At 39.0% G+C, this 18,531-nt stretch carries 10 protein-coding genes and 1 pseudogene; 5 read left to right on the forward strand and 6 right to left on the reverse strand.

Annotated elements, in window-relative coordinates; translation table 11 throughout:
- Window positions 1-16: 16 nt before the first annotated feature.
- On the reverse strand, window positions 17-916 hold the full coding sequence (locus tag CRI9333_RS02580; protein ID WP_015201624.1) for an IS5/IS1182 family transposase: 900 nt from the start codon (window positions 914-916) through the stop codon (window positions 17-19).
- Between the two features lie 93 nt (window positions 917-1,009).
- On the opposite strand from CRI9333_RS02580, the gene CRI9333_RS02585 reads away from it, so the two are divergent.
- Entirely contained in the window at window positions 1,010-1,966 is a 957-nt protein-coding gene (locus CRI9333_RS02585) for a Zn-binding domain-containing protein (RefSeq protein WP_041225871.1), read from the forward strand.
- 680 nt (window positions 1,967-2,646) lie between these two features.
- Here the strand turns inward: CRI9333_RS02585 and CRI9333_RS02590 are convergent.
- Entirely contained in the window at window positions 2,647-3,003 is a 357-nt protein-coding gene (locus tag CRI9333_RS02590) for a hypothetical protein (RefSeq protein ID WP_015201625.1), read from the reverse strand.
- A gap of 752 nt (window positions 3,004-3,755) precedes the next feature.
- On the opposite strand from CRI9333_RS02590, the pseudogene CRI9333_RS28495 reads away from it, so the two are divergent.
- From CRI9333_RS28495 to CRI9333_RS02600, 4 genes and pseudogenes are all read left to right on the forward strand, one after another.
- Window positions 3,756-4,235: pseudogene (locus tag CRI9333_RS28495) on the forward strand (NACHT domain-containing protein); the annotation flags it as partial.
- Window positions 4,236-5,387: 1,152 nt separating this feature from the next.
- Window positions 5,388-6,803, forward strand: coding sequence for an NACHT C-terminal alpha/beta 1 domain-containing protein (locus CRI9333_RS28500; RefSeq protein ID WP_390370097.1), 1,416 nt, complete (start codon window positions 5,388-5,390; stop codon window positions 6,801-6,803).
- A gap of 138 nt (window positions 6,804-6,941) precedes the next feature.
- The gene (locus CRI9333_RS26465; protein ID WP_157462250.1) at window positions 6,942-7,097 is read left to right on the forward strand and encodes a hypothetical protein; all 156 of its coding nucleotides are present in this window, start codon (window positions 6,942-6,944) and stop codon (window positions 7,095-7,097) included.
- A gap of 74 nt (window positions 7,098-7,171) precedes the next feature.
- The gene (locus CRI9333_RS02600) at window positions 7,172-8,050 is read left to right on the forward strand and encodes a restriction endonuclease (RefSeq protein WP_015201627.1); all 879 of its coding nucleotides are present in this window, start codon (window positions 7,172-7,174) and stop codon (window positions 8,048-8,050) included.
- Window positions 8,051-8,408: 358 nt separating this feature from the next.
- Here the strand turns inward: CRI9333_RS02600 and CRI9333_RS25460 are convergent, their stop codons facing one another.
- The 4 genes from CRI9333_RS25460 to CRI9333_RS02620 all read right to left on the reverse strand — a co-directional run bounded on the left by CRI9333_RS25460 (window position 8,409) and on the right by CRI9333_RS02620 (window position 18,355).
- A complete protein-coding gene (locus tag CRI9333_RS25460) occupies window positions 8,409-9,293 on the reverse strand; it encodes a GUN4 domain-containing protein (protein WP_015201628.1) in 885 nt (294 codons plus the stop codon).
- Between the two features lie 395 nt (window positions 9,294-9,688).
- Window positions 9,689-10,399 carry a macro domain-containing protein gene (locus CRI9333_RS02610; RefSeq protein ID WP_015201629.1) on the reverse strand — a complete coding sequence of 237 codons (711 nt, stop codon included), beginning with the start codon at window positions 10,397-10,399 and terminating at the stop codon, window positions 9,689-9,691.
- Window positions 10,380-16,265 (reverse strand): DUF4433 domain-containing protein, encoded by a 5,886-nt coding sequence (locus CRI9333_RS02615; RefSeq protein ID WP_015201630.1) that lies wholly within the window; start codon window positions 16,263-16,265, stop codon window positions 10,380-10,382. Before CRI9333_RS02615 ends, CRI9333_RS02610 begins: the two co-directional genes overlap by 20 nt.
- Entirely contained in the window at window positions 16,265-18,355 is a 2,091-nt protein-coding gene (locus CRI9333_RS02620; protein WP_015201631.1) for a hypothetical protein, read from the reverse strand. The genes CRI9333_RS02615 and CRI9333_RS02620 overlap by 1 nt, the downstream gene beginning before the upstream one ends.
- Between the last annotated feature and the right edge of the window lie 176 nt (window positions 18,356-18,531).

An 18,531-nucleotide genomic window follows, 5' to 3' on the forward strand; every position in this document is an offset into this window, starting at 1 on the left:
AAAAAGCTCAAATTTTTTACATTGCTAGCATTAAGGCTCCAATCCTCAACCTAACTAAACCACAAACTATCTGGATTACTTGGTCATAATGTTTTGGTCTCAACCGAAATCGCTCAGTAGCCACTCGAAAAATTTTTACCAATCTAATGATATGTTCAACTACAATTCGTTGTGTTGATATTTCCTTGTTTTCTCGCTTTTGGTCAATGCTTAACTCTTGAAGCTTAGGTTTCTTATGTGGAGTTTCAATTTGACTTTCTCCTATATAACCTTTGTCCGCTTTAAACTTTTGGCTAGTTGCAAATTTTTCTCGTCGCTCTCTAAACAAATTGATATCGCTACTTGGGCCAGGCTTCCCTATTGTCACGTCTACTATCTCTGAACCATCTGGTAAAATAATAAACTGATTTTTTAGTGTATGGCTTTTCTTCTTTCCTGAATAATACTTTTTCTGGTTGCTGTAATCGGTAGGTCTTTCCCTGGCTTGTTCTGAGCTATCTACTACTAATATCCACTGCTCCAGGACTTCTTTATATTTTTCCCAATTATTGGATTTTTTTTTTACTTGTTCTAAAAGTGAGGGTGGCAACAATTCACCCAAAATTTTTATCCAGTCATGGAATATATTGTGTGCCGTTGATTCACTCACCCCAAACTGCACACCTAGTAGTTGAAATGTCGGCATATGGTGCAGATAAACTAAAGTTAATAATATTTGCTCTGTTACAGCTAATTTTGGCTTTCTACCACCACCTTTTTTTATTATTCTAACTTTGGATTCTTCTTCTACAGCTTGGGATTGATTGAAAAGAGCTTCTGCTTCTACGATTAACCATTGCAATTGTTGGTAATCAATTCCGAGCAAACGTTTAGTTTCTTGAGGATTAGATGTGATGTATTCCAGTAAAGAACTCATGACCAGCAGTGCAAAAATACAATTTTATCATCTTTGCGGATTTCTCATTTTGTTTTTTGGAGATGTCTAGGCTACAAGCAAGAATTAGCAAGTGTGAAAACAGATAACGGAACTGAGTTACTGCGACTAAGTTATGGGGAAACGGCTAATATACTACGCATCAATCGCGGCTTAAAACGTTCTCAAGAGAGGGGATTTAAACTCGACCAAAAAACAGGTGCTTGGGGCGAACAGAAAAGCGATTCTGTAGCAGAAAATTTGCAAACAGAAATCAATTTAATGGTTAACGATACCTGCAACATCTTAGTTATTGACCCTGTAAATATTGGTACAGGAGACAAAGAAGCTTTTTTAGCAACTCTTCAATATGCCTTAGAACGTGCTATTCAAGCAGTGTACAAACTAGAAGAAGATGAGCTTGGCTCAGAACGTCTAGGGAAAGGGGGATACTTACTATTTTGGGAAGCAGCAGAAGGAGGCGCAGGAGTTCTTTCTCAAATTCTTGAAGACCCTCAAGCTTTTAAAAAAATTGCTAAGACTGCTTTAGATATCTGCCACTTTCAAGAAATTAAACAAAGCTGCACCAAAGCTTGTTACGAATGTTTACTGTCCTACGGCAACCAATTTGACCACCCTTTTCTAGACCGTTACTCAATTCACTCTTGGTTAGAACAATTAGCCTCAAGCACTATTCATCGTCATAATTCTGGTGGCGATCGCGAACAGCAGTATAAACAGTTGAAAAGTCAGACTGACCCTAATTCCCAATTTGAACGGGAAGTTCTTTCTGAGATTTATCTTCGAGGATTGAAATTACCAGATGCCACCCAAGAACTGATTGCAGAAGCCAACTGCAAGCCGGACTTTCTTTATAAAGAAGCTCGGTTAGCTATCTTCTGCGATGGCTCTGTTCACGACTCTCCCCAACAGCAACAGCAAGACCGCATCGACCGCGACAACCTTAGATATAATGCTGGCTATGGTGTATTAGTATTTTGTTACAGCCAAGACTGGCGATCGCAGTTAGAGATGTTAGCTTCGCTGATTTAATAAGAACTTTTTTGCAGCATCATTTTAAATTGGTGTTGGCAGAAAACTGGTACATGAAAAGCTACAGGCGAATGGATAGTTAAAATTTGCTGCCATAGAAACTGGGTGGAAATATTATACTGTGAAGCGATCATGATGGCTAGGTTTAAGAAAATATCAAGCACAAAGTTCAATTGCTTTGATCGACATCTGATAGTAGTTTTTTGCTTACAGTTTCATTGTTTGGCAGCAATTAACTTGAGTCTAAGACGGGGCTGGGCTGACAAACCGTTAAATACATTTAGGAATACTTTATCCGATGAAGAACAGCTATCTCTTATCGTTTTGTTGCTTGATTACAGGGGGAACTCTGACGTATTTCCTTTACACCTAATACCAAATCCTGCTTGAATACCCCCTTTATCTTCTTTCTCTTTCTTCGCGTCCTTTGCGTCTTCGCGGTTCATTTAAAAAGGGGGTAACTAACCCGGATTTGGTATAAACAGTTTAGGGTTCGTTTGGGCTTGAACTTTGTTCAAGTCCCTCAGCACAAGTTGCTGAGGGACAAAACAGCACTCCCCTGTCAAAGCCATTATTAATATTAATCAATCCCGGTAATGGGACTAGGGCGATCTCTCCTCAATCAGAGGCTGGGTCAGATAAGCACTCTGCTTCAAAAAGGCGATCGCCTTCTCCAGTTTTTACTTCAGTCCAGACTGTTCCTTACTCTTGAGCCTGTCATTCACAAACATAGCTGTGATTTTAGAACCGTCAAGATTTTCCCAAACAAAGGTTGCTGTTGTTGCAGAGCGGCTAACCTCAATACCTCGGTACAAGATTGACCGCACCTCCGTTAAAGACATTCCTGGTTTTAGCTGTTCGTACTCTGCACGACCGAAGCGACCGAGTTCTGGTTGGACAGATTGTTCATGCTGCTTGGAATCAAAAGCAGTTTTAACGAAACCATACATAAAACCTGAACCAAGCATAACCCCCAGTGAAAGGGCAACATTCATTAGTGAGCGAACACGACGATTTACTATTTGTCGGGAAGTCATCAGTAACTCCTAAATTCAATTTGTTTCATGACTTTGAGTTTAGGAATTGCCAAATCGAAATTAAATTAGGGGAAAATAGACTTAAATAGAAATAAATCGGCTATAGGTTTAATGAAGTGGATTACTCAGCCAATCCCTCAGAACAGCAATTTCGGTTCTTAGATGCAATGGCAACACAGTTCAATTTTGGAAGCGATACATTAACTGTGTTTTTAAATCGTTTTGATAAAGCAAATCGCAATCAAGATAATTTTTCATTAGCAATCAAGGTTGTCTGGAACCGAATTCCTGAAGATAAAACTCAAAAATTTCAAGATGAGTTAACAAAAATTTGTCAGGTATTGGAGGAGAACGGCTGCTCCATTGAAAAATCAAAGCGAGGTAGACAACCTAAAGGTAAAAGTCCTTGGGAACAGGCTTATAAATGGTTATGGAATACTAAATTTATTGAATGGCAGCAAAGTCAAAAGGAACTTGCCCAGCCTATAAACTGGCAGGCTGTCAGTCAAGCGATGCTGGAGGAGCAACTGCGGCTCACTACCAACCCGCTAACGAGCTGCGAGGGAATTAGTTATCGAACCGAACAGGTGTATGTGCCGCTGGGATTGGTGGAGCGCAAGCGGCAGACTCGGCGACGAGAGGATGTGCCTCCAGAGCAGGGTTCATTGCTGTACGAAGAAACTGAAATTACCCAACGCTTTGAACACGAGCAGTTTCTCGAACAGGTATTACAGCAGGGACAAAGTCCCAAGAGTCGGGGGAAGCGCATTGCCATCATTGGCGAACCGGGAGTGGGAAAAACGACGCTGTTGCAGCAGATTGCCAAATGGGTGGGTAAGCAGGGAGAGGGAGCAATCGCGATTTGGGTGTCGCTGGCAGATTTACGAGGGCAAGAACTAGAACCGTATTTGTTGGGACGATGGCTGCAAGCTGTTGCCTGGAATCTGGGACAAGCGGAAGCCTCTTCCCAAGTTAAGGATGCCTTTGTTGCTCAGTTTCAGCAGGGGCGAGTGTGGCTGTTGCTGGATGGGGTAGATGAAATGCAGGTTTCATCGGGCAATCCATTGAGCGAGATTTCGCGGCAGGTACGGATGGGAGGATTGCTTTCGCAGGCGCGAATTGTGTTGACTTGTCGGTTGAATCTGTGGGATGGCAACCGTAATGGGCTGGATACGTTTGACACCTATCGCACGCTGGAGTTTTACTATCCGCACCAAGTGGAGCAGTTTGTTAGACAGTTGTTTGGGGCGTTGTCAGGGGGGCAGGTGGAGCAGGCAGAACGATTGTGTGCGGTTCTGAAGGCACCTGGGAAGGAACGAATTCGGGATTTGGTGAAGAATCCGCTGCGGCTGACGCTGTTGTGTTTCAACTGGTATTTGGGGGAGGGAACACTGCCGGAGACGAAGGCAGGGCTGTATGAGCAGTTCGTAGCAGATTTTTATGAGTGGAAGCCGGAGCCGTTTTCGACAACAGCAAAGCAGCGGAGGCAGTTAAATGCAGCGTTGGGCGAGTTGGCGCGGGAGGCGATTGATAAGGAAGAAACTCGGTTTCGGCTGCGGCATGACTTTGTGTGTGAGTTTTTGGGTGAGCCAGATGAGGAAGGTTCGCTGTTTTGGTTGACGTTGCAGTTGGGGTGGTTGAATAAGGTGGGGATGGATGCGGAGAATCGAAAAAAGGCAGTTTATGCGTTTTTTCATCCCACGTTTCAGGAGTATTTTGCAGCGTTGGTGATTGATGATTGGCACTATTTCCTGAATCATATTCCTGAGAATCCAGGTCATCCGGATGCAAGATATCGGATTTTTGAGCCACAGTGGAAGGAAGTAATTTTACTCTGGTTTGGTCTTTCTGACGTCGGAAATCAAAAAAAAGAAGATTTTAGAAGAAAAATAATTGAATTTAAGGATGAATATGGCGAGTGGGAAAGTTTTGCTAAAGTAGATAAAGGGTTTTATGAATATCAAGCTTATTTTTTAGCTGCTGCTAGTATTGCCGAACTTTACAACGAATCTTGTGCAAATGAAGTCATTAAATCACTCATCAAATGGAGCTTTGGTTATTGTAACCAACAAGAGGGGGAATGGATAACATTTTTCGAGCCTATTGCGGAGGACGCAAGAAAAACACTGATAGAAATCTCATCTTCAAAAGTTGTCGGAGATTTAGTCAACTTATTGGAAGACTATGATATTAAATGGGAAGTTAAAATCGAAGTAATACAAACTTTAGAAAAAATCGGAATATACAACGATGAAGTCATCAAGGCTATCGTTAACTTAATTGAGGATGCTCGAAGTAAATTAACTTGCAATCCCAGCAATAGTACATGGGAAGATAGATATGGTATACAACAAGTAATAGATTTAACCAATGAATCAATATTGATGCTATCAGCTAAATCTTTAGCAAAAATTGATATTAATCCGAGCCGAGGGATTAATTATTTACAGGAATTAATCACTTATTCTAAAACTGAACGAACTCAAATCCTTGCTGCTGGTGACTTAGCAGAAATTCAACCGAATAATAAGTTTGCTTTAGATACCCTAAAAAAGTTAATAACCTATTCTGGTATCCTAACAAAAAAACAAGCATTTATAGGCATATTAAAAATTGATAAAGATTTTATAGTTACCAACAAAAATTTGTTTGGCAAAATTTCAAGTGTGAAAGAAGTTCTAGGTTTTGAAATAGCTATTGATGTACTAGAGCTATTATCTGAAAATCAAAGTGCAATTGATGTTCTAATTGATATTATTCAAAATTCTTTAGATGAGTATCTTCGTTGGGAAGCAGCTATCTATTTAGGTAAGTTGGTTAGGAAACAACCAAATATAGTTAACAAACTCATAAAATTAAATCAACAATACCACTCAAAAAAATTAGGCAATATTCAATCTAATTATCTTTGTATTGTATACATCAATAATAATAAAGAGGAAATTTCTACTTATATTACTTTATTAAAGCCGTTACTTTATGATGCTGAAAATAAAGGGGATAAAACCACTACTTTTCAAATAACTTATATATTAAGTGAAATAGAAGAAGGAAAAGAAATAGCAATTTATGCCTTATTAAGGTCGATTAAAAAATTTCCTTCTTATTGGAAGGCGGAAGAAGCAGTTACTAGACTGAAAGACATTTGTATAGGCATTGATATTAATAAAATTTTAATATTCTTAAATGAAGAAATATTGAAGAAATTTCAAAATAGTAATGAAGAAAAGTTTCAGTATTGCTATGAACTTCTTTGGCATTGTAGCAGAAATATGGATTATCTAGATTTTTATCATGCTTGTAATCCCGAAAAAGCTGAAAAAATTACTATTGGTAATTCATCACTTACTCAAAAATTAAACTTTAGTCAATTTTTCTCAAAAATTAATTTGGCTTTTGCTAATGAGCCAATCCTCAATGCTAAAGTACAGCTTGTGTGCATTGACATAAATATTAATTTCAACGATTTAGATATGCTTGCTGCTGATATCTACGCTCAAATGGTAAAGCAAGGTTGTCCAGAGTGTCCACAAGATAGACCTACTACATTTCCGAAATTAAGTATATATTGGAAGCTAAATTTGGAAAATCTAGAAAAACCAGTGGCACTATTATTTTATAATTCAGAAAATGTTAATCAATTTAGGAAAGATTGCCTAGCGCCACTAAGTACCTTTGGGGGTGCGATCGCAATCATAACCGATCAACCCTGTGAGAACGTAGAAACCATATCACCAAATCATCCAGATATCATTGATGCTGTTTTAAAGTGGCTGAGACGAAGGATACTAGAAGCTTAAACAGTAATTTGAGGTGGAAGTGCGATTGCCCAGTTTTTGGGTTTAGGGTAATTACCCAGAAAGAACAATGTTCATTGCTAGAGATTGCTAAATAGAGCTTTAAGTTAGCAATCAGTTATCAGCCATCAGCATTAATTGGTGACTGAATTATTATATAACCCACATTCCGCACTTCATTTAGTATTATTTTTTGTAGTATATGACACTTGGGCAACTTGGCGATCGCATAGGTCTAAAAACTTGAATTTTTCTTTTCTCTGTAATCGCCAAATTGCCCAAAATATAGGTTTTTAACATACTACAAGTTGAAGTGCGGAATGTGGGATATAAAAGTTTAGTGAAATTTCATCGGAATTATGAGGCAGTAAATGGGCGGGCCTAAATTTGTGCGTTTTTTCTCACCAGTCATCAATGCCTTGAAAGAGTTGGGCGGTTCAGGTCGTCCTTCTGAGGTGCGGGATGTTATTGCTCTTCGGTTAAATATTTTTGAACAGGATAGAACAGATTTACTTGATGGCGGTGCGCCACGTTTTAATAATGAAATTGCTTGGGCTAGATTTTACCTTGTCAAAGCAGGGTTTGTTGATTCTTCAAGACGCGGTGTCTGGAGCCTGAGCGATAAGGGTAGAGCAATTGAGTCTTTTTCTGATGATGAAGCTCTCTCTCTTTTCAAGCTAGTCCATTCGGAGTTTCAGAGCGGCAGAGATGCTGATACAGCAGTATCACAACCAGAAGAAACAATTGGAGAAGCGATCGCTCCTAATGACACAACAGTTAGTGATGACTCTTCATATCGTAGAAAGCTGCTAGAAATTCTCTTTTCTCTTCCACCATCGGGTTTTGAACGTTTATGTCAACGACTATTGAGAGAATCCGGCTTTGAACAAGTCGCTGTCCTGGGGCGGACAGGAGATGGTGGAATTGATGGACAAGGTATTTTACAAATTAATCCCTTTGTCAGCTTCAAGGTACTATTTCAATGCAAAAGATATACAGGTACGGTATCGGTTTCACAAGTGAGAGATTTTCGTGGAGCGATGATGGGTCGCGCAGATAAGGGAATTATCCTCACAACTGGTACGTTTACATCAGATGCTCAAAAAGAAGCGGTACGTGATGGTGTACCACCTATTGAATTGGTTCACGGCGAAAAGCTACTTGATATGTTTGAGAGTTTAGAGCTTGGGTTAACACCTCGTACAACCTATGATATTGACCTTCACTTTTTTCAAGAGTTTCAATCATAGGTTGAGGTTTGCATCTAACACTGCAATGCAGCTATGGCACTTTGCATTTTTCAAACAAATATTGCGATCGCACGAGCATTCCAAGATGAGTAAGTGTAGTGACCTGCAATCAATCTTCAATCAAAAGTAGCTGATTGTAGCGGCGATCGCCGCTCCCAGAGCAATCATCAGAAATTTTTATCAAAAATGGCTCAAATGCTGATTCTCTCGTGAAGGCATTTATAAGTTGGAACACAGCAGCAAGTTTATCGTGCTAGAACCCTTGATGTGACTGAAAATTATTCTTGCTAAAATGCCTAATACTTCGTGGAAAATTCCTTATTTACAAATCTTGACAATTCTATGTAAGCCTTATCTGTTAAAGGTTACAAGTATCAATACGAGAGAGGAGACTACTCTCTGCACCCACAAATTCGCCAAACTCCGAACACCCAATAGAAGCAACCATAAGGACATCCACATAAGGAAGATGCCCCTCGGGCGCGTTTAAGCTGAAGGTTAGCTCATTGTAGCTTTTCCATTCGTCTTTCATACGCAGTCCGATGCGATCGCCAAACTTTAAGTAAACCTCATAATCTAAATTCCCCTCATAATCTAAATTCCTAGGTTGCCCACCGCACTCTAGCCAGATAGACTTTTGCACGCTAAAGCCAAAACGTCCATTGGAGTATTTTACCCAAAGTTGGTCAATGGTGCGGAGGTCTTCACATGGGAAATTGTCGAGATCTTGATCAGATAACCAGCCGCTTTCCTCACTCCCTACTACTTTCAGCATGACTCTGCCTGTTTCCTCATCAGCTTCTCTCCATTTCCCTGCTGCTAGTAAATCTCTGAGCGTAGTATAATCCATACCCACTGCTGAGATTAACGGCACATCATCCATTGGTGGCTCATCTGGTGGCTTGATACCTTTCAACTTTCTTAAGAAATTTTCTCTTTGCATTTGGCTCTTTAAAGTATTTTCGCTTGGGTCGTTAATAATCTCAGCGTGAAGAACCTTGCAATTGAACTCGTCGCCATCCACTTCTTCAACATCTACCAAAGCAACAAAATAAGGTGCTTCAGCATCTCCAGTATCTTCTTCTGGCTCACCAATAGACACAGAAAAAAGATTGTCATATTCTACTGCATCATCTAAAGAGCAAACCTTAATTTTAAGACTATTTTGTTCATCCTCTTCTCCAGAAAACAGAGAAGTCATTGCTAGCAGTGCTATTTTTTTTAAAGTTTCCTTTTCGCTCATGTTTCTCCTGATTAAATTCCCAAAATTTACACAATACTTAGTGGGACTTAGACAATTTGTGGGCTGAAACGAGGCTGTATTCCTCTTGAAAAAGTATAAAACAAATCTTCCCCCAAATAACCGCTAACATTTTGTTTTATAAAACTTAGATACCATCTCAGAAAAACTTGTATTAATTCCACATTACCAAGCTATCGCAGAACCAACAGGGGCGTAAATCTTTTACTTTACAGTTAAAACCTTGAACAGTTGAGCTTGATTTAACTTTTAACAAGTGAGTCTAGTTGGCCCTTTTAACAAGTGAGTTTGCTTTCAACACTCTTTGCGTACAATGTAGTAATAAGCGGAATGTGGATGCAGATCTTGGAAGGGATTTATATTGCAAAAAAGTTGACTTAACTGTTGGAATAGTTGCCAAGCCTTTTTTCAAGTTCATTACATTCTGTACCCACATTTCTAAGCAAACACAACGTTTTTTCTACGGTTTTTAGCCCGATTCCCTCCGTTGCTAGTAACGCTGCGAGACTGTATGTACGATCTTTTTCTATCACCTCTCGCACTCGTTTAATATAAGTCTTACCTAACCCTGTCACCTCTATTAGTTGACTCTCTGATAGCCCCAAAAATTGTGATTTCAGATCCGCAAACAGATCATCAGGTGCGTCAGGATCGAAGTAGTAAATCTCAACAGGAATGTCGCAATGGCTTAAATATTTTTGCATGATCGCTAAAGATTCATCTGTAGGAATGCCTCCATTCTGAGTACCGAGAAGAGGAAAAGCGATCGAGGTAATTCCTCTTTCTTTGTAAGTATCGACTAACTTCTGTAAGCCTAGCTCAAGAAACTTTGGATCTGAAGGTTTTTTCCAATGCTTTTTAGTGGGAAAGTTCAGCACCCAACAACGATCACTCTTGTAAAGCCATAACTTACCAATCTCCATCTGCTTTTGTTTACAAAGTTCAACATAACGTGTGTACATCTCTGGATAGCGCAGACGAAACTCTAGCGCAATTCCAGCACCCATTACACCAACACAGTTTACTGTGTTAACCAGTGTTTGGCACTGGGAGGCAAACAAATTGCCCTTAAGAATTTCGATGTTCATTAGTGTAAACTAACCATTCTTTTTCATGCTCTTGGAAGTATACGCTCATTTTGGTATTGGGTTTGAATTGTAGTTGGATATTGCGAGTTGCGTTGACTCTGATTGCTTGACCAAGAGAGATTTTTGAGATGTCATTATACTTAGAACAAATTTCTGTATCTAATGGGTTTGTTTGAGCAAAACTAAGGATTAATTGACCATTGAGTCCGAAAGCATCATATTTTTCTATTTTTGCTTCGATAATCTTTCCATTGTCTTTAATCTCAACAAAGGGATTTTCGTGGTCGAACATTTCGCGGCAGTTAGCCGCTTCCTCTTTTTCTGTAAAAACCCTGTTAGCGTATTTTGAGGTTGTCCCAATTAAGCACAAGAGAGTTGCTTTGTCCTGCTCGTTTCGGCAAATGATGGTAATGTCATCTAAGCTCAACTTAGCAATATCTAGATAGTCATGCACAACAAACTCCTGTTGTGATGCCCTTAGAAATGTTTCTTTTCCTGCTTGGATTGTGCAGTACACATTATTAACGTCAAAGTGTTCTAAAAACTCCCTACTATTGCCATAATAAGAACCAGAAGCAGCAAGATTTCCACTACTAACGCCACATTTACTGCCGTGAGTGTCCAGCACATGGCTGAGATTCAGTCTAAAAAAGATCGGAACGGGACAGAGCGCGTGAATTTGACCTTGGCGCTTACCTAATCCCTCATTGTGCCATTGGGTCGGTGTCTTCGGACGTAAATAGAAACGAGCAAAATTTTTGACATCATTACTTGTGTGAGCAATTAGGCCTGCACCTGCCGAGTCAGAAAATTTATTACAACCGTTACGCGAATGCAGTTTCTCACTCTGAAGAATTGAAGCTGCATTCTCAACGTGAGTAAAGTGGTAAATGTAGCCTTTCCAATATGAGCGCTGACGCTCAATTCCGTCCAGAAGCATCTCTGTAAATGCCCGAAAATCGGCTAACGAGCGTGATAAAGAAAAGTCGTTGCTAGTACAACGAGTGCGGACTTCAATGTTTGGATCATAATCTTGAACATCTCCTTCTTGTTCAGGTTCATCGGGATTTGAATTTCCTTGTTGACCTCCAGGATCTTCTTCTCGCTTAATCCCGATGAGTACCATTAATTCAAGTGTATCTACAATACTGCGATCGCCTACCATCCAAGAGCCTACAAGATTTTCGTGAAGCCTTCTTGCTAGTTCATCCCGATGATCCCCATGTAATAAGTAGTGGTGTACTGCATTACGTTTTGTAGTCGTTTCTGCCTGTAACGCCCATTGCACAAGAACTTCTATCGCAACGCTATCTCTTCGGAATCGACACGCATAGAAGAAATCTATGGCAGAAGCGATATAGTTGGAATGCAACAAGCGATCGTCAGGAGCAAAACCAACTAAACGTTTCTCTTCAGCTTGGTCAGATGTGCCTGAAAGCAATTGTTCAGAGGGTAAACCCTTACCACCCTGTGAGTTAAACCGAATCTTAGGCAAAAAACTTTGTAGATCAAAATGCTCTGAAGGTGTGCTGAAGCTATCTAAAAAAGTTTTTGAAATGAGATTTCCTACTTGTCTTGCTTGTTCGGGCGTTACTTTTGGCTCAATAGCTCCAATTTCCTTCTGCAACACATCAATTAGGCGCAGGTTAACATAAGTATATTTTCGCTCAAATGTTACACCAATTAGCTTTCTTACCTCTTCCCATCGAGTATGGGAAATCAGGTTGTCTTGATAGCTTTGCTGGAAGTGCGACCATTGAGCAACTTCACAGAAACAAGAAGGTTCCGCGAGTTTGCCTGTCACCTTGAAATAATTAATGTCACTATGAAGAGAAATTAATTGGCGATAGTGACCATATAATCCGTTTGGTATGGCCTTACTGTGGGTGATGAGATATCCCATACCACGAGTGCCACCTAGAATACGGCTAATAAGGTCACACCGCTCATCATTAATATCGAGTTTTTGCCAATTAACGGCTAGCTCTTTCCAAAGAAATTCCCAAAAACTGTAACTATCTACGCTAGAAAAACCAAAAGCAACTTTTAGCTCTTCCCAGTTGGATTCACACAATTTCTTTAATAGCTGACCAAGCGCTATACCAATCGTAGCGGCAAGTTCTTGGTTATCTCCTGTTGGATCTAACTTTGTCCGACCTGTCGTTACCTTAAAAGCTGCATTCAATATAAAACCAACTGAAACTTTTTCTTGTGTTGGTGCTGTTACCCAAAAAGTTGGTACATCAGGAGTAGTGCAACTAAGCCTACCGTCTCTCTCGGTCATATCTAATAGCAGAGCAGATCCTGATGCTGTTCGCAGGCAAAGTCGTAGTGAGTCTTCACCGTTGATGGTAATCCTATTTACTTCGATATCTTGAATACCCAGAAAAGGTTGTCTTTCCCATGTAAACACTTCTTGGTAATTGTTTGTATCATCTTTTATGAAACGACATTTTGTAATAGCACGTGAAAATATAGTTAAAATGTTAGCTAGTTCTTTAAACTCCCTAATAATTTCTTGCGGGTGGATATTTTCATCTAATTCTAACTCGACAACCGTTGCATCTGAAGGCATTGTGTAGAAGTCTAACTTTTTTTGCAATCCTCTAGTTTCTTCAGGAGAGAGGCGTGAAGGAAGTAGTCCACCCTCCACGGCAAAGCCTAAACGTTTGCTTAAAATGCGCGGTCGTTTACATAACAGATAAACACTTTTGAATCCTAAGCCAAACATTCCTGTTACGCCATCTCCCTTGTCAGAGATGTTAAATGTCAGCATTTTTTCAAGGTCGCGATCATACCCTTTATTGCGATACTTTTTTTTATCCTCCGGATGATCGGGAAGTTGGAAGCAACCAATTGGTCTACCTAGATGAATAAATGAAAGCTTGCGAGTGCTTATTATCACCACAAATTCTTTTCTTTCATTTTCAAGTTCTCTGGGTAATAACATTTCTTGCAACTCAATCACAGCATCATCAGCATTTTGAAAGAGCTCAAAAGGTATACTTTGTTGACGATAACCATGCTGACCAATCTTTGTCCGTACAGAGTTTAATAAAACATTTTTTACATCTTCATTTTCTTTCAGCAAATTTGATAATTTTGAGAGTTTTTCTTGAACAATTTTTTCCGTATCTTGTTGTTCTTTTTCAAGACCTTGCTGCTTATACTCGGCTTTTTCATGACGTAAGTCGTCCAATTCTTTTAAACGTGTCAGGATTAAACGTGTTGAAAGACTAAGATCATCTTTTATTCCAAGCATTCTCAGAACATGTGGCGCACTCTCTATTAAATAATTCTCAGCTACTTGGATGTCAAGCTGATCGGAATTTAGCAAATCTTCCCAAATTACTTCTATTGAATTTAATTCAACCCCATAAACTTTCGTAAGAAGAACTTTAGTCGAATCTTTCAGAATTCTTATTAACTCACCACGAGCAAGTTGTTCTGGTTGTATATGTAACAGTTCTAGCCGTCTTGTATTGCTAGCTAGTCCACCTTCATTTACGAAAAAATGAGGTGGATTAGGTAGATTAGCAAGTTCGGCTTCAAAAGTAGTTCCCAGTAGTGAAATTGCCCAGCACATACGGTTTCCAGCTTGACCAACATGCACTTGAAAAACTCGAATTGGTTTTGCTGTATTTGCCAGCAACCGTTTTCGCAAACCTTCTATATTACGCTTACCAAGATAAAATTCTGCCTGTTCTTTAATTCTATCACCAGAACTTTTGAAAAGGGTTAAAAACGCCCCAATAGGTTCTAATGGGCAGTAAGATTCCCATTCTCTAAAGTAACTTATTAAGATATCAAAGCTATTTTCGCTATTTCCATCTTCTACCCCTTCATTTAATTCTGGCAGATTATTATTAACTTGAGTCGCTAAGTTCAAAAAGGAAGATATTATATTAAACTGCTCTTCATCTAGCAAATAAGCATAATCAATATTGGCGTTTTCCCCGGTTAACTGGTTAGGATATTTCCACTGCCCTCTACGATTAAGGAGGCGAATTTCGGGTAAAATCTCTGTGCTGAATGTCTCGTAATTGATAGCTAACCGCAGATAAGTATTAAAAACTTCCACATTTGCGGCATTAGCAGCATCAACTTGAGGATTGGGACTAGAGAGCAATATTAGAAGATCGCGGAGCTTTACCACGTCCATCTTATCTAAGAGGTTTGGCAACAGATACCTTCTGAATTTCTCTTTTGATAGATTCTTGGCAAAGTTCCATGCTGGTAAGAAGTTAACATTAAAGTATTTGAAAGCTTCTAAGCATTGATCTAGGGGAAACTCTTCAACAGAAGCAAACTCGCCAAGCTGATATTCTGGGGAACCGTTAAAAAGTTCGCCGATCACCCTAAGTACTCGATCTTCTACGACCACTAGGTCGTTTTTAATTAGCCAATCCAGGCAATCTGAGCGATCGCGGATTTGTCTTGCTAATTGGGAAAATGCTACATAAGAACTTGAAGTGGATAATAATAATTGCTCAATATCTTCTTTTAAATTTGGTGTATAGTATAAAACATTTTTTGCATATACAGCTTTCCCATCTTCATCTACTAACCACGCAAGATTTTTAAGTTTATCCTTATTTGATGTGTTGGGGTTACGGTGTGGTAAAAAAACAGTAAGGGCATCAAGAATAATTTCAGAGTAATGGTGTGGTTTATCTTGATTTAAAACAATATCGAGAACTTCATCTTCTTTCCACTTAGAAAAAAATTCACATAAAATTTGGTAAGTATTGTGGTCAACAATTCTCCTGTTAAGTTGATTAACATCTATATAATTATCTCCAATCAAAGCAACTAGAGTTAATAAATGTTTTTTGAGTCCCTTTGGAATGATTTCAACAACTTTATCAGGAGCAATGATGGTATTACTATCACGTAAAAATAACCAATTTTCTGTAGCAATAGCTAATTTTAAGTCATTAGATAAATTTACAGAAAAAGCATTAAGTATAACTAAACAGTATTCAAGATTTTTTTGAGGATAAGCTAGTATCTTCTTGATTACGGTTTCGGCATTCCAAAGTGTAAATAAACTTTTAACCCAATGATATACTCTACTTGTTCTGACTGATTCAGGTAGAACCTGTTGGGGATGTTTGCTGTTATCTAGATCAGCAATCAGTTGAGCATTTTGCTCCAAATTATCTGGCAGTTTGAGAATATCTTGCGGAGAGTAACCGTTTGGAGGTAGCCACTTCGCTTGTTGCAAATCAGCTTTTAGTGACTGCTTCTGCTCAACTCCCATCTGTTGCAGTGCATCAAGGATAAGATCGTAGTAATTATGAGGTGTAGGTAGACTTAAAATTTTTGCTATCGCTGCATCAGGAGTCCATAAAGGAATCCAGTTCTGCTGAATTTCTGTATTCCGTCGAATTAAAACGATGTCGTTTTTTAACCGCTCATCTAAAGGAAAGTCAGAGTTCTCTAAATAGACGCGACCAACTTCGATGCATTCTAAGCGATTAGAATCATTAGCATTTTCATGCAATCGTAATGACTTCCATAGCTCTTCATTACTAGGTTTCTGGCTGATGTAAGCGAGAAGTTCATATCTCTCAGATTTGTTCAGCAAACTTCCATCAACATACTCTGGGGTTGGACGAATTAAATCATCAACAACTTGTTCAGCTAGAAGTTTTTGAATTCCCAATCTTTGAAAATTAGCTGGAGGAATGGAATCAATAAATACTGAATCAATTAATCGCCAAGCTTCTCCTCGGCGATCTAGAACTTGTAACCCAATATTCTGCCATAGTGTACTGTCCTGAGAAGTGATATATAGAGGTATCTGTATATCATCATAGTGTGCCTTGTTTCCATGCAGCAAGTACCGTAGTTGTTGAGACATTATTTAATCAACTCCTTCAAAAGATTTATACGTTTATTAGAATCAGCCAATTTTTGCTTTGTAGCGAGTAATCGTAGACAACTATTACGATCACATTTAGAAATGGCAGGGAAAGATGAGATTTTATTCAGGATTATTGCAAAGTCAGGATCAATAAAGATGAGATCACAATCAGGGAGTGCTTCTTTCAGGGCAATAGCTATCGGTATATTGTATGGATTGCTAAAAAGATTATTTGGCAATGCCTGTAACTGAGAGTATGTGTATATGCGTAACTTTTGATCACGGCAATTATAGCCAAAAAATAGGGGGGTTTTTTGCAAACCGGAATTGAGAACAACTTCAGGTTTATCAAGGCTATTAAGAACTCGCTGGATGAGTTCTTGACTAACTTTATAAGCCGAGCGTTCTTCCTGAAATGTATTGCTAAGACAACTAAGTATTTTAACTATTTGTTGTAGGTTAAGTTTTGCTTTGCTAAATAGTGGATTAGGTTCAAAAGTTGCATATACCAGCAACAGATCAAGGTTGAGTGCGTAAAGCTTGTTTAGGATGCTATGCACGGATTGTTCATCTGCAACAATTTTTGCGATCGCATAGCGACTTCCTGGTAACACAAGTGCCAGCAATTTCTGTACAAGGGGAAGAATATTATCTTTTTGTAGTTGTGTTATACCAATTTCTGCAAAAGCTTTATGAAGAATTTTTTTCAATCTAACCTGCACTCGTGCCTCATTGATCACGTTAACTTCCTGCTGGCTTAAAAAAGCTTCAAGGAAGCTAAGATTATCAAGACTTGAAAATATTTCGCTAGGCTCAAGTGAATTTAAAATCTCCGATATTTCGTATGATCTCCATTTAATGGTCTTTCTTCCTGCAAGTAAGTTTGGTATTCCTTTGACGGTTAAGTAGTAGTGGTCGCCCTCGGCAAATTGAGAAAGTAACGGAAAAGCATTCCATATAGACTGAGAAGGAATGCTAGGAAGCATTCGCACCCTTTCATTTGCATCTATAAGCTGCCACTGATTGGCTGAAGGACGAGTATGAAATACCCATTGATACTCGAAATAAATACTTTGCTGAAATACTTTGCTTTGAAATAAATGGGATTTAAGAAGTCCTTGACATAGGTGTGATATAGCAGTATCGGAAAGCCCATGAGTCTCTCTAAAATCAGCCAAAGATGGTAGTAAAAGTCTTAGGGTTCCTTTTGTGGCAAGCAAGTAGTTCCACTGCAAGACCATATCATCCTCTTTTTGGGGAGGATGTTGAGCGATCGATTCACGATCAATATTCTTTAGCCCTTCAATATATTTTCTTCCAGAGTCAAGAAAAAAGTAACCGTGCATAAAAATTGTGTAGTCTTGTTCGCCATCACAATCAATCTGTTGATATGCAGCACGATCTTCTTCGTTTGAGCTATTTTCATCACTCGCCAGAGGCAGAAAAACTGCCCACTGAAGAGTCAATTTAGCACTAGGAGACGTGTTACTTAATTTTTGCGTAAAAACAACGCCACAGTGAGGAATCGACTTGTCAGGAATAAATTCTTCATCCCCATCTTCATTAATAGATAATCGCTTGCTCCAGCAGCGAGATTGCTGCAAATCCGTCCAGAAGTTGTTAGAAACTGTAGCCGCATCTTGCCCTAGTAAAAATGCAAAATCTGCTGCTGGCAATATCCGCTCAATACCAGCGAACGCGATCGCCCCATCTTGGTTACTAACGGTTACTTTTCCTTTGAGATGATGCTCATTAGATAAAAGTGCATCATTATCATCATTAGGATAAATAAAGCGAGCTAAAGGAATTGACGAATCTAAACAAATATTGAAACGTTGTTGTAATTTTCTTGTGCCATCCTCAACCCAATATTGAATATTTATCAGATGTCGCAATAAAGGAAGTAGTTGCCCAATTTTGACATCCATATCATTAGGCAAACTATCTTGAATTGATTCTTCGTTATTGTAATAGTTTGCCAGAATACAGCGATCATCATCTGGTATTTGCCGAAATGGAACCCAAAGAAGGAAATATTGGTTATCTGTACACTTAATTAATTCGTGATCAATTAGATACTTTTTCAAATGCTCATGATCTGCTTCATTTAACTCAATCCATTCTGGTCGTTTCTTATCTTGACCATCGGGTGTCGCCCAAGGATCATTGGTGACAAGTTAAGGAAAAGAGAAAATTGTCAAGGGTGGTATTTGGCTAGGTCAAAAATCGTGAGAAACTCAGTCTAGACAAGTAGTTGAGCGAT

The sequence above is a fragment of the Crinalium epipsammum PCC 9333 genome (genome assembly GCF_000317495.1).
In the GTDB taxonomy this organism is placed as follows: domain Bacteria; phylum Cyanobacteriota; class Cyanobacteriia; order Cyanobacteriales; family PCC-9333; genus Crinalium; species Crinalium epipsammum.

Excerpts from the sequence above, each read along its gene's own strand:
- CRI9333_RS02610 (WP_015201629.1), bottom strand. The coding sequence starts at position 10,399 with ATGAACATCGAAATTCTTAAGGGCAATTTGTTTGCCTCCCAGTGCCAA.
- CRI9333_RS02615 (WP_015201630.1), bottom strand. The coding sequence starts at position 16,265 with ATGTCTCAACAACTACGGTACTTGCTGCATGGAAACAAGGCACACTAT.
- CRI9333_RS02600 (WP_015201627.1), top strand. The coding sequence starts at position 7,172 with ATGGGCGGGCCTAAATTTGTGCGTTTTTTCTCACCAGTCATCAATGCC.
- CRI9333_RS02590 (WP_015201625.1), bottom strand. The coding sequence starts at position 3,003 with ATGACTTCCCGACAAATAGTAAATCGTCGTGTTCGCTCACTAATGAAT.
- CRI9333_RS02580 (WP_015201624.1), bottom strand. The coding sequence starts at position 916 with ATGAGTTCTTTACTGGAATACATCACATCTAATCCTCAAGAAACTAAA.
- CRI9333_RS28500 (WP_390370097.1), top strand. The coding sequence starts at position 5,388 with ATGCTATCAGCTAAATCTTTAGCAAAAATTGATATTAATCCGAGCCGA.
- CRI9333_RS25460 (WP_015201628.1), bottom strand. The coding sequence starts at position 9,293 with ATGAGCGAAAAGGAAACTTTAAAAAAAATAGCACTGCTAGCAATGACT.